Raw genomic sequence first — 12,465 nt, 5'->3', positions numbered from 1 at the left:
TCTTTTTAAATCCGGAGGGATAAAAATGTGTGATAACTTAGTTGTGCTGCCAGATTATACACGTTCAGCTAGCATGTTGGTTGCAAAAAACAGTGATCGACCTGCATATGAAAGTCAGCCGCTTGTCTATAATCAGCGTAAATCCTATAAAAGTAATGCCGTGTTACCATTGGCATATGTTGAAATTGCACAAGTCGAGGAAACCTTTTTAACGATCGGTTCTTCCCCTTATTGGTGTTGGGGCTATGAGCAAGGCATGAATCAATACGGTGTCGCAATTGGGAATGAAGCGATTTTTACAAAGGATTTAAAAGAAAGTGCTTCTGACCCAGGGAAACAAAAAGGGATTCTAGGTATGGAGCTTGTCCGCCTAGGTCTTGAAAGAGGGAAAACGGCGAAGGGTGCTTTAGAGGTGATCACTCAGTTAGTCGAGGAATATGGTCAATGGGGAACGGCTGTAGTTGGAGAAGAGAAGCCTTACAATAATTCTTTTCTTATCGCAGATTCCAAGGAAGCATGGGTTTTAGAAACAGTTGACCACCAATGGGCAGCTATGAAAATTAAAGAAAAGTTCCATTCGATTTCAAACGAAATGAGTATTCGTCAGAATTGGGATTTAACGAGTGAGAGATTCATTGAAAACGCAGTAGAGGCTGGATGGATTGGACTTGGTGAGAATTTCGATGCTGCCTATGCGTATACTGATTTCACGAATGCACTGCAAGTTTCCCATATTCGTGTTCAGCGTACAAAGCAATTGCTTACAGAGAAAAGCGGACAAGTTGATGTGAATTGGGTTAAGCGGATTTTACGTGATCATTATGAAGATACCTTCCTAGAAGGTCCATTTTTCAATGCGGCACTTCCAGATTTTCAAACCATTTGTATGCATTCATCACCGGCTAATTTTACGTGGGGAATCACGGCTTCTTCAACGATCTTTGAGATCCCAAAGGATGAGTGGTATTTACCGTTAATTTGGTGGTCGCCAGCTACTCCATGTACGGGTATTTATCTGCCAATCTTTATGTGTGAACAAAGTTTTCCGGAATTGCTCTCAAATGCAGGAACAGTCCGTGTCAAGAGTGTCAATCCTACAATATCAGCGCAAGATCAATCAACGGAGGATTCCTATTGGTGGAAATTCCGTGATCTGCTAGATGAATTAAAAGGGAATGAAAATGGAACTTTATATAATAAGAATAAGGAAATTGCTAGAAAAGTATTTGGTCCTTTAGAACAAAAATGGTTAACTTTAATTCGTGACATAGAGGAAGAAGCAGCCATTCTTCATAAAGCGGGTAGACGAAGAGAAGCAATCAGTCTTGTTACTTCTTTTTCAAATGAATGTTTAAAAGAAGCTGTTGAGGCAATTGAGGAAGTCCGAAAGCAGATAAATTCAGTGTTATCATATTAATTTCTTATTCGTTTTAGGGGGAAGGTAGGTATGTTTGTTTTAAACAGCCGTCTTAAGAAATTGATTATAGAATTGCTATCGCATAAGGAACCTGTGACAAGTGAATACTTGGCTAAAGTACTCGGTGTCACTTCCCGCACGATAAGAAATGATGTGAAAACGTTAAATCTCGAGTTGAAAAAAATAGGTGTTCAGATTGAGGCTAGTCGAGGTGTTGGCTATTTTATTGATAGTGCTCTTGGTCAGCAAGTTACAGAGTTAATCGAAGAACTCTTTATGCTGCAGGAGGAGGAACATGGAAATACACCTGTCCTGCCAGAGGAAAGAATACTATATATTTTAAAAAGAATTATCATGGCGGATGATTTCATTGCTGCTGAACAGCTGGCAAATGAACTATTTGTCAGTAAATCTACTGTGGATAACGATTTGAAGCAGGTAGAAAAGCTTCTTGAAAAATATGACTTGAAACTTTTTAAAAAGCAAAATTACGGAATCAAGCTGTTAGGAAACGAAATGAATATTCGTTTTTGTTTATCTGAAAGTCTAGCGAATAGGAAAAATGAACAAGCTGAGCTTGAAAATGAGATTATCGCAGATGTGAATATTGATGAAATAAAGGCTATTACAAAGGAATATATTGAAGAGTTGTCTTTTAGTATGGCTGAACTGCCACTCAATAACTTAGTAATGCATATCGCTATTGCCATACAGAGAATTAAAAAAGGGAAAAATGTTGAAGCCGGTTCCATTGAACTCGACCAATTGGAAAATCAGGTAGAATACGAGGTTGCGGCTAAAATTGTAAAGTCAATTGAAGATAAATATGCAATAAAAATTCCTTTAGGGGAAGTCGCATATATTACGATTCATTTACTTGGTGCGAAACACTTTGAAGATAAGGATTTTCACCAATCGGACTTTGTTGAGTTGGTTTGGGAAAGTCACTACCAATTAGTGGCTAATATCCTCTCAGAAATTAATCGGGTATACCGGATTGATTTGCGAGAGGATCGTGAGCTTATATATGGATTGGGACTGCATCTACGTTCGGCGATTAACCGCTTAAAATATCGAATGAATCTGAGGAATCCGATGTTAACCGAAATTAAAAGGAATTACCCCTTCTCATTTGAGCTTGGCATTGTGGCAGCGGAAATCATTCAAAATAACAGTGAGCTTGTCGTAAACGAGGATGAAATTGGCTATATTGCGATTCATTTAGAAGCAGCCGTTGAGCGAATGAAGAATAAGAAGCGCCGTCAGATGAAGCGGGTAGCCATCGTTTGCGCATCCGGTTTAGGTACGGCTAAGCTTCTTGCTGCTAGTGTGGAAAGTGTTTTTTCGGGAATTGACATAGTCGGCACATATCCTTCCTACTCAATCGCGGATATCAAAAAGGAAGAGGTTGATTTAATTTTAAGTACGATTCCAATTCGACAGGAAAGCCCAATCCCATCCCTTCATATAAATGCAATATTAACGGAAAAGGACATTGAAAAGGTAAGAGAGCATATAACTAGTAAGTTTCTCAATGAAGATAATAGTAAATCATTAAAGAAACTTCAAAATTTATTTAGTGATGAGTTGTTTTTTACCGACGTTGATAAAAAAAAACCAAATGAAATTATTAAATCATTAAGTACAGTCCTTAATATTAAGGGGTATGTCGACGATTCTTTTCAACGTTCGGTTTTGGAACGGGAGGAAATATCTCCTACTTCAATCGGAAACCTTGTGGCCATTCCTCATCCATTAAAGCCGAACGCTCTTGGTTCCTGTATCGCAATAGGAATACTAAAGAAACCAGTTAAATGGGGAGAACATACTGTCCAACTGATACTTTTATTGGCTCTGAATGAAAAGGACAAGGAAGAGTTTGGCCATCTATTTAATCATATATGGAAGCTCGTTCAAAATAAAAAAATGGTTGATGAGCTTTGTACGAAGGAAAATTTCGAAGATTTTATGGGTCTATTTTACTCAATAAAGTAAAAAGGAATGAATGCTATGAAAGTTGTTATTGCGCCAGATTCATTTAAAGAGAGCTTATCTGCCTATGAGGTCGCGGTTGCTGTTGAGCAAGGATTTCGTGAAGTTTTTCCAGAAGCTGAATTTGTAAAGGTACCGATGGCTGATGGAGGGGAAGGTCTTGTAAATTCCTTAGTCAATGCATTGGATGGACATGTCATTCCACATAGAATAACAGGACCACTCGGTGAAAAAGTAGAAGGGTTCTTTGGGTTAATTCATAAGGGAAAAACTGCTGTCATTGAAATGGCGGCAGCAGCAGGTTTGGAATTAGTATCACCAGAAGAACGGAATCCCTTAAAGACTACAACATTCGGTGTTGGCGAATTAATTTTAGCCGCCCTTGATTACAAGGTTGAAAGAATTATTCTCGGTCTTGGAGGAAGTGCGACAAATGATGGCGGGGCAGGGATGGTCCAAGCATTAGGTGGAAAATTACTCGACGTAAGCGGGTGTGAAATTGGCTTTGGCGGAGGGGCTTTAGCAAATTTACATTCTATCAATTTAGAAGGTTTTGATGTAAGGCTGAAGGATGTAGGTTTTGAAGTGGCTTGTGATGTTGAGAACCCGTTACTAGGGAAAGAAGGCGCATCTGCCGTATTTGGTCCACAAAAGGGAGCAACAGCCCAAATGGTTAGTGTGCTTGATCAGAATCTACGCCATTTTGCAAGTGTGATGGAAAAAGAGTTAGGTAAGTCAGTAAGTGATATTCCCGGTGCAGGTGCAGCAGGAGGTTTGGGTGCAGGACTAATCGCTTTTCTCCCTTGTCAGCTGCGAAAGGGAATTCAAATCGTAGTGGAGGCAACGGGCTTAGAAGATCATATTAAAGGTGCTGCACTCGTCATAACCGGAGAAGGTAAAATCGATAGCCAAACCATTTACGGAAAAACTCCTATCGGCGTCGCTGCAGTAGCACGTAAACATAACATACCTGTCATCGCACTAACCGGAACACTCGGACCAGGCTACGAAGCCGTCTATCAACATGGAATTAATACCGTATTCAGCATAGTCCCTGGAATAACCACACTCGAAAATGCACTCGAAAATGCATACCAAAACATCGTCAGCACCACTAGAAACATCGCTAGCTTACTAGCGATATAAATTCGGTGCCAAATTCGGTGCCTGTCACCGCTCGTGGACACTGTCCACCTGAGGCGGACAGTTCTATTGTTAGTAATTTTAAAGATATAAAAGGGAAACGATTTGATTGTTTTCCTTTTTTCGAGTTTATATACATTTTATCAATCACGCGTATAGTATAATGATTAAAGCGTTTTGATGATAAATGTAGATTTTAGAATGATTGGAGGATAAAAGATGTTAGGAGCTATTGAAGCGGGTGGTACGAAGTTTGTTTGTGCTGTTGGAGATGAAACAGGCAAAATTATAGAGAGAATTCAGATACCAACGACAGTCCCTCAGGAAACGATGACCAAGGTAATTGAATTTTTTAAGGGCTACACGCTTGAGGCCATTGGAGTTGGATCTTTTGGACCGATTGATGTGAACCGGGAAAGCCTTAGTTATGGATCAATCACCTCGACACCAAAACTGGGATGGCGTGATTACCCGATTGTAAAGACGCTGGAAAAAGAATTCGGTCTGCCAATTGGCTTCAATACCGATGTGAATGCGGCGGCTTTAGGTGAGGTTACTCTTGGGGCAGCCAAGGGGTTGGACAGCTGCATATACATAACGATTGGAACAGGAATAGGAGCAGGAGCTATTATCCAGGGCAAACTCCTTCAAGGTTTAACTCATCCGGAAATGGGGCACATTCTTGTTAGACGGCACCCGAAGGATGAGTATCAAGGGAAATGTCCATACCATGGAGATTGCCTTGAGGGTCTAGCCGCAGGTCCGGCAATTGAGGAACGCTGGGGTGCTAAAGGGATTGACCTGATAGACAGGCAGGAGGTATGGGAGCTGCAAGGCTACTATATTGCTCAAGCCCTCATGCAATATGTGTTGATTCTTTCTCCGAAAAAAATTATCCTTGGCGGCGGAGTCATGAATCAAAAGCAATTATTTCCGACTATTTATAAGTATTTGAAAGTATTTGTAGCAGACTATGTTCATTTACCGGAGTTATCCGATTATATTGTAAGCCCAGGTTTAGGAGACTATGCCGGGATTACAGGATCACTTATGCTAGCCAAACAAGCACTTCAAGAGAATCACTAATTCAGTGGAGGTTAAAAAATTGCAACAGCCATTATTTTTAAAACCAGTTTTTAAAGAACGAATTTGGGGTGGAACTGCATTAGCAACTCAATTTGGCTATGATATTCCAACTGACCAAACAGGGGAATGCTGGGCTATTTCTGCTCATCCAAATGGTCCATCGGTCATCGAAAATGGCCTATTTGCAGGAATGTCTTTGGACGAGCTTTGGAAAAAGCAGCCTGAATTATTCGGTAATCCGGAAGATGAGGTTTTCCCGCTGTTAACAAAGATTCTTGACGCAAATGCAGATTTATCTGTTCAAGTACATCCCGAGGATGAATATGCAAAGGTTCATGAAAATGGAGAGTTAGGCAAAACCGAATGTTGGTATATCCTTGACTGTAAAGAAGGTGCGGATATGATTTTCGGTCATAACGCTAAAACGAAAGAGGAACTAATCCAACAAATCAATGAAGGCAAATGGAATGAACTGCTGCGCAGGGTGAAAATTAAGCCAGGCGATTTTTTCTATGTTCCGAGTGGAACCATTCATGCTTTGTGCGAAGGAACGCTGGTATTAGAAACTCAGCAAAGCTCTGACACAACCTACAGGGTGTATGACTATGACCGCAGGGATGCGGAAGGGAATTTACGTGAACTTCATTTAGAAAAAGCGATTGATGTCACCACCGTTCCTCATCATGAAACAGGAGTCACACCAAAAGCCGAAGAGCGAGATCATGCTACCATTACGACCTTTGTGGAATCCGAATTTTTCTCTGTCTATAAGTGGGCAGTTGATGGAAAAGCAACATTCTCATCGCATAAACACTACTTGCTCGTAAGTGTCATTAAAGGAGACGGGACACTGCTTCATGCAGGAGAACGATATCCATTGAAAAAAGGAACGCATTTTATCCTTCCAGTCGGATTCGGTGAGTTTGAACTTGATGGAAATGCTGAATTTATTGTTTCTCATACGTAATCTCGTAAAAAAGGCTCAGAGTTTTAGACTCTGAGCCATTCTTTTTAATAAATTGTATGGGCGTTCTTTGTTAAGGCACCTCATTCATAAAGAATAGCTGCATCACTATTTTCACACCAAAGCTCTTTGACTTTACCTTCTTGAAAAATAAAAATCATGATACCTGTTTCCTTCACCCTCTGTCTTTCTTAATTTTAACATGATAAGGCGTCAGGCGCTTTCTTTCGAGTTTTCTTTTTCGAACTCGACCCATAACGTCAATTTCCAGTACTCCAGAAAGTGCTATTTACGGGAGTTACGTTGATATTAAGGAGATTACAGGGAAAATTGTCTAACGATTATTTTTCTATTAAGAAGGATATCCTGCTAGTAAAAAGGAAATTCGTTATTAGGAACAACTTCGGAGGTGAGGGTACTGTGGTCTTGCTTTTTCATTATTTATCTCTCTTAAATATATTTGATGCTTTCATTACATACTTTGGATTGGAAAACTCATTGATACAGGAATCGAACCCGCTGATGAGGAGAATATATGAAGCAGACCCGGCTTTATTTCTTATTACCAAGATGGGATTTTCGCTGTGTCTTTACTTGTTTATTCTTTTTAAAAAAGTACCAACATCCTCCCTTACAAAGGGACTCACTGTCTTTGCCACAAGCTTCTATACCTTGGTATTCTTCCTCCATTGCTACTGGCTCGTTATCCTCATTTAAAGGTGCCTATCCATTATAATAACAGGCACCTTTTTACTTAGGCTATTGGGATCTGATTACGTCCCATAGATAATTTTAATTTGTCGCGAGCTCCTTTCCGCCAACTTTTCACTGCAGATACTGATACCTTTTCCTTTTCGGCAATTTCACTGACACTCAAGCCTTTCAGTATTGTCAGTAAGAACCATTTTCTTTGATTGGGCGTTAGAGTATGACAATGCTGCACGAGAATGTCCTCCACTAATGGTTCCTCCGTATAAGAGGCCACTACATTTTCCCAGAATTCATCCTTCGGATAAACGTTTTTCTCCGATTCTATGGTTTCCTTCGTTAATTCCATGAGCATAAAGCCTTTTATATAGTGATAGGCGTAGGTGGGAAAGTTCCCTTTTGAGGGGTCGAATCGCTTGCTTGCCTCCCACAAGGCAATAAGACCGTCCTGGCGAAATTCCTCCCTATTTTTATAAATGTGAAGTGAGTACATAATCCGCTGAATTACTGGTTCATATTGAATGGCTAACTGTTCAAAGCTTTCCAAGGATTGTCCCTTTCAGAAAGCGCGCTTTACCTTTTATTCCCGGGTACCTCTACCATATAGGGAAACGTAAAGCGCATCGAATCGCCTTAATAAGTTAACTGTTTGGAAATTGTCAGAACAATCACGTTTTGTGCGATTAATAGAAATTAGTAAGGTGATTTTGCATTTTTGGCTAATTATCAGTCAATTTGCGTTTTTTATTTTTTGTTAAAATAAAAGCTGCCCCCTATGTTAGAGTGGGATACATTCTTTGGTGAACTCCTTGTTTAAATAATAATGTACAAGTATCTGGGATAATTTTGTATAATTAATAGAAATTGGGCTTTTGCCAAAACGAGATTGATAGATTAGAGTTAAGGGGGAGAGCACAATGAAGAAATTTAAAGTTTGGGGTCCTATCGTTGGGATTCTAGCTTGTATCGTGGGAGTGTATTTTTATTTAAGTGAAGATAGCGGGTTGAACTTGAACGTAAAGAAAAATGATCCCGTTGCTGCAAAGGAGGCACAAACCAAAATCGATAAAAGTTTTGAGACCCCTATATCTAGCAAGGTAACGGAAGAATATGAAACGATGAGCGATGGGGAACTAATCCAAGAAGTTCACAATATGACTCATCAAAAGGTGGAGGCAGACAAAAAATGGGGATCCTCCGAAATCACCGCTGATAAAGTCCAGACATTATATAATGTAATAAAAAATAAGGACTTCAAAAATGGCAGTACGAAAGATATGCTCCTAGAAATCCTAGAACCATGGCTCGGAAAAGACTTCACTAATGCCGTAAGCGCTCACAACCGCATTTGGTCCTACCAAAACGGAAACATCGGCAAAGCCACCCGTCTCCTCACTCCCCAGGAAGAACTAGAATACATCGAGGATAAATTTCGTTAAATGCTATAGTGACAGTGCTATAGTGACAGTGCTATGGTGACAGGCACCGCTCGTGGACACTTTCCACCTGAGGCGGACAGTTTAGCAGGCCGAACTTTATTTATTAATATTTGGACGAGGCTGGACATAGTCTTTAGTATAGGAGTCTGTATTAAAGGAGAGGTACATGTCTAGAAAATCCGCGTCGATTAAAGGTTTTGTAATGGGAATGGTGCTGCTGGTCTGTATCGTTACTGTTTTTATGTTAATTAGGGTTTCTTGGTTTTCACCCGATAAAGAGGCTATGGCTGTTGTGGAGGAGTTTTATTTGTATGAACAGGAGGGAGAGTTTGCTTCGTCCTGGGAGCTTTTTCATTCAACGATGAAGGAAAGATTCGGCAAAGGGCTTTATATCCAAGACAGGGCCCACGTGTTCATGAACCACTTTGGGGTCGAAACGTTTGACTTTGCGATGAGTGAACCGGAAAAAATCGACCAATGGAAAATGTCCAAAACAGGGCCAGGGATGAAAAACGTCTATAAAATCCTCGTCACCCAAACCTACAAAGGAAAATATGGCAACTTTGACCTTGCACAAGAGGTATTTGCGGTTCAAGAAAAAGACGAGTGGAGAATCGTTTGGGATTATAACCAGTAAACAATGTGACTAGCTCCCTCCGTTGAACGTGCTATCTGTTTAATTGACTGATGTTGACGGAGGGTGCTTTTTTGGTTATAATTATCTCGAATTCGAGATAATTATACTATTATGAAGTTCGTTTAGGAGGCCAGTAAATGAAGCTGTTAGGTTTACATCATGTTTCGATCTTAACGGGTAAGGCGGAGAGGAACTTTCAATTTTATACAAAGATTTTAGGCTTGAGATTGGTCAAGAAAACAGTGAACCAAGATAATACTGAATCTTATCATTTATTTTATGGTGATGCGAAGGGAAGTCCAGGGACAGAGATTACGTTCTTTGATATTCCAGGATTGGGACATACCTACCCTGGTGTGGGCAGTATTTCATCTACCTCACTCCGTGTGAAGGACACGAATGCGCTCCACTACTGGATAGAACGTTTTAATCAGTTTGGGATTCAACACGGGCAGATTGAGAGGCGAAATAATCGTGATACCCTTGCATTTCAGGATTTCGAGGGCACGCGTTCAGTTTTAGTGGCAGATAACGGGGAAGAAGGAGTTCGTGCTGGTGTTCCTTGGGACAAAAGTGATGTCCCAGTAGAGCATGCCATTATTGGTTTGGGTCCTGTGACCTTAACCGTTGGTGTTCCCGAGAAAACGGTTAAAGTTTTAACCGATGTAATGGGCTTTACACAGGCTGGCACTTATCCATCGCTCGAAGGGGACTTCCCAGATATTCTCGTTTTTTCAACAGGTGAAGGCGGGTCAGGGGCTGAAGTACACGTTGAAACTAGACCAGATTTACCGAGGGTGCGACCTGGCCGGGGAAGTGTTCATCATGTTGCCTTTCGCATTCCCAATGAGGAAGAATATGACTATTGGGCACAGAGAATCACCGAGTCAGGTTTAATGAATTCGGGTAAAGTTGAACGGTATTACTTTAAAGCCCTTTATTTTAGAGAACCGAATCATATCCTTTTTGAATTATCAACCGACACCCCAGGGTTCGACGTGGATGAACCTATTGAAACATTGGGGGAAAAGCTTGCCCTTCCGCCATTTCTGGAACCCCGCAGGGCAGATATTGAAGCGAAGCTAAGACCATTAGATTTAGCTGATAACTGATTCATTAAGACAGGAACCATATATAAATATGGAACCTGTCTTTTTTCTTGGCACAATCTTCCTTCTATATTAATCTATAGAAAAATCCACTTTTTAAATTTTTTTAAAAATTCTCCAACACTTTTCTTTCCTCAATCGTTATCTACATGAAAGCGGCATAAACAAGCGGATTCTTGAAGGTTTACCAAGATTTTCACTAAAAAATGAATAAAAGAGAGTGGTCAACGTGGAAGTCGAAGTGAGTGATTTATATGAAAAGTTAAAAGATGATCTTTACCGTTTTGCCCGTTCCATTGCAAGGCATGAGCAGGAGGCAAATGACCTTGTTCAGGACGCAATGATCAAGTCGCTAAGTGAACCAGAGCTGCGTAGCCTGCCGGAATATAAGCAGCGAGCATGGTTTTTTCGGGTCATGAAAAACAGGTTGATTGATGACCGACGGAAAGAACACCGATTGACACAGTGGGAAGATGACTTTGATTTTCCTGTACAGCAGGCGGGTGTCAGCCGCTTAGAAATGACAGAGTTACTTAGACATTTGCCACCGGATTTAAGTGATTTAATTTTTAAAAGATATTGGATAGGGCTGTCAAGTCAGGAGATTGGTGACCAGCTAAGCATTCCTGCGTCAACCGTGCGCTACAAGTTACATCTCGCTATTAAAAAGTTAAGAAAAATGGTGGAGGAGGAAAAATAATGAGTCAACGAATTGCAAATGTGGGATTATTAAATTTGGTGAATGCTACGGAAGAGAGTATCAAAGGAGTAGAACGGATTGAAAATGTCGGGTTAGTTCTCTACGGAAAAGAAAATGCACACCTATTAACAAAATTAAATATTGGCAACATCGGGTCGAGCTTGGAGATTCCAGCCGGTTACCGCCTTTTTAATGGAGTTTTTCATCTGGATCAAAACTATCTTTCTTCGATTGTGGAGCCAGTTTTTCTCCTTGTAAACGGTATTGTTATTATTGATAAAAATATTCAGGAAGACCAAGTACAAGCGGGCAAATTAAATGTGGTGGTAAACGGTAAGGTGTATAGTCCTTCTCATCTCTCTGGAATTGCCGGCAAAATACTATCCAAAGGCTCCGGAGAAGTCGAAACCTATCATGGCGCACCACCTCGGTTTGAAAATGGTAAATTTACGCTAACGAATTCCTTCTTACAGTCGATAGAAGAGTCTTTATATTTAGTGGTGAATGGGCTTCTTGCATTTGCGGAGGACCTTGATCTTGACCAATTGAATCAAAAAATTAGTAAGTTGGAAGTGAATGGGAAAATCTCGCTATATGAGAATCAAGAATCGTATTTATATAAAAAAGCAGCTTCTTTAACAACCTGTAAAGTGGAAGTAATTCCTACAGGCTTTGAAGTTTTGGGTAAACCGCTGCGCCTAAATGCCCGTTCGGTTCGCAGATTCCAACAGAAAAAATGGTATACCAATAAACCTGTTATTATTGAGAGCGATGTTTCAAGAGAAATGCTAACGAAAGCAATTGAAAAAATCCATTCTACTTCTGTCATCATTTGCCACGAGGAAGTCGAAGATCTCGTTTATGAACGATTAAGCTTGATAGAAACAGAAGTATTGTCCTACGAAAATAACTTTATCTTAATTGAAGGGGAAGAAGTATGGTCCAACGACCAATTCCAAGCCTTAGACCAGCCAGCCAATTTCATTGTCAACGGCCAGTTAGTCCTTGATAGAGATGTAAGTGAAGAGGTACTACGCTCCAAAGTATCTACATTAGACATCTTAGGTGAAGTAGTGGTATGTGAGGCGAAACTAAAAGGTGTCCTTCAAAATATCATTCGACTAAATACAGGAACAATAGAAGTAGAAAAGGGTAAAGAAAAAACAGGAGCCACACTACAAAACATCGGCGAACTCTCACTTTAGGTGCCTGTCACCATTTATGCATCACTGTATATTTCTCTATGTTAACCCGTCCAGAGAAAATAAGG

The 12,465-nt window shown here is 40.3% G+C and carries 12 protein-coding genes; 11 read left to right on the top strand and 1 reads right to left on the bottom strand.

The genetic code is table 11. From position 1 onward, the window contains the following. The first annotated feature begins 25 nt into the window (after positions 1-25). The 6 genes from ACIQAA_RS07595 (at position 26) to ACIQAA_RS07570 (ending at position 7,319) form a co-directional block, all read left to right on the top strand. The gene (locus tag ACIQAA_RS07595; RefSeq protein WP_402617193.1) at positions 26-1,417 is read left to right on the top strand and encodes a C69 family dipeptidase; all 1,392 of its coding nucleotides are present in this window, start codon (positions 26-28) and stop codon (positions 1,415-1,417) included. 30 nt (positions 1,418-1,447) lie between these two features. Next, positions 1,448-3,412, top strand: a complete 1,965-nt coding sequence (locus tag ACIQAA_RS07590) for a BglG family transcription antiterminator (protein ID WP_402617190.1) — start codon at positions 1,448-1,450, stop codon at positions 3,410-3,412. Between the two features lie 15 nt (positions 3,413-3,427). Continuing rightward, positions 3,428-4,555, top strand: coding sequence for a glycerate kinase (locus ACIQAA_RS07585; protein WP_402617187.1), 1,128 nt, complete (start codon positions 3,428-3,430; stop codon positions 4,553-4,555). Between the two features lie 216 nt (positions 4,556-4,771). Next, entirely contained in the window at positions 4,772-5,638 is an 867-nt protein-coding gene (locus ACIQAA_RS07580; protein WP_402617185.1) for an ROK family protein, read from the top strand. Positions 5,639-5,657: 19 nt separating this feature from the next. Next, the gene (manA, locus tag ACIQAA_RS07575) at positions 5,658-6,605 is read left to right on the top strand and encodes a mannose-6-phosphate isomerase, class I (RefSeq protein ID WP_402617182.1); all 948 of its coding nucleotides are present in this window, start codon (positions 5,658-5,660) and stop codon (positions 6,603-6,605) included. Between the two features lie 279 nt (positions 6,606-6,884). Then, positions 6,885-7,319, top strand: a complete 435-nt coding sequence (locus tag ACIQAA_RS07570; protein WP_402617179.1) for a DUF5658 family protein — start codon at positions 6,885-6,887, stop codon at positions 7,317-7,319. Positions 7,320-7,356: 37 nt separating this feature from the next. On the opposite strand, the gene ACIQAA_RS07565 is transcribed toward ACIQAA_RS07570, so the two are convergent. Beyond that, entirely contained in the window at positions 7,357-7,857 is a 501-nt protein-coding gene (locus tag ACIQAA_RS07565; protein ID WP_402617177.1) for a sigma-70 family RNA polymerase sigma factor, read from the bottom strand. 370 nt (positions 7,858-8,227) lie between these two features. Between ACIQAA_RS07565 and ACIQAA_RS07560 the strand changes: the two genes are divergently transcribed. The 5 genes from ACIQAA_RS07560 to ACIQAA_RS07540 all read left to right on the top strand — a co-directional run bounded on the left by ACIQAA_RS07560 (position 8,228) and on the right by ACIQAA_RS07540 (position 12,400). Next, a complete protein-coding gene (locus ACIQAA_RS07560; RefSeq protein WP_402617174.1) occupies positions 8,228-8,749 on the top strand; it encodes a DUF6241 domain-containing protein in 522 nt (173 codons plus the stop codon). A 166-nt stretch (positions 8,750-8,915) separates the two neighbouring features. Continuing rightward, positions 8,916-9,386, top strand: coding sequence for a hypothetical protein (locus tag ACIQAA_RS07555; RefSeq protein ID WP_402617172.1), 471 nt, complete (start codon positions 8,916-8,918; stop codon positions 9,384-9,386). Positions 9,387-9,523: 137 nt separating this feature from the next. Next, positions 9,524-10,498 (top strand): ring-cleaving dioxygenase, encoded by a 975-nt coding sequence (locus tag ACIQAA_RS07550; RefSeq protein ID WP_402617169.1) that lies wholly within the window; start codon positions 9,524-9,526, stop codon positions 10,496-10,498. Between the two features lie 226 nt (positions 10,499-10,724). After that, positions 10,725-11,195, top strand: a complete 471-nt coding sequence (locus tag ACIQAA_RS07545) for an RNA polymerase sigma factor (protein ID WP_402617166.1) — start codon at positions 10,725-10,727, stop codon at positions 11,193-11,195. After that, entirely contained in the window at positions 11,195-12,400 is a 1,206-nt protein-coding gene (locus tag ACIQAA_RS07540; protein WP_402617164.1) for a hypothetical protein, read from the top strand. The genes ACIQAA_RS07545 and ACIQAA_RS07540 overlap by 1 nt, the downstream gene beginning before the upstream one ends. Positions 12,401-12,465: the final 65 nt, after the last annotated feature.

It is taken from the genome of Neobacillus sp. NPDC093182 (assembly GCF_044754045.1).
Note: the sequence above shows the minus strand (reverse complement) of the source record. Positions and strands in the feature narration are given on the sequence as shown.

Coding starts and splice junctions, on each gene's coding strand:
- ACIQAA_RS07595 (WP_402617193.1), top strand. CDS start 26: ATGTGTGATAACTTAGTTGTGCTGCCAGATTATACACGTTCAGCTAGC.
- ACIQAA_RS07590 (WP_402617190.1), top strand. CDS start 1,448: ATGTTTGTTTTAAACAGCCGTCTTAAGAAATTGATTATAGAATTGCTA.
- ACIQAA_RS07585 (WP_402617187.1), top strand. CDS start 3,428: ATGAAAGTTGTTATTGCGCCAGATTCATTTAAAGAGAGCTTATCTGCC.
- ACIQAA_RS07580 (WP_402617185.1), top strand. CDS start 4,772: ATGTTAGGAGCTATTGAAGCGGGTGGTACGAAGTTTGTTTGTGCTGTT.
- ACIQAA_RS07560 (WP_402617174.1), top strand. CDS start 8,228: ATGAAGAAATTTAAAGTTTGGGGTCCTATCGTTGGGATTCTAGCTTGT.
- ACIQAA_RS07555 (WP_402617172.1), top strand. CDS start 8,916: ATGTCTAGAAAATCCGCGTCGATTAAAGGTTTTGTAATGGGAATGGTG.
- ACIQAA_RS07550 (WP_402617169.1), top strand. CDS start 9,524: ATGAAGCTGTTAGGTTTACATCATGTTTCGATCTTAACGGGTAAGGCG.
- ACIQAA_RS07540 (WP_402617164.1), top strand. CDS start 11,195: ATGAGTCAACGAATTGCAAATGTGGGATTATTAAATTTGGTGAATGCT.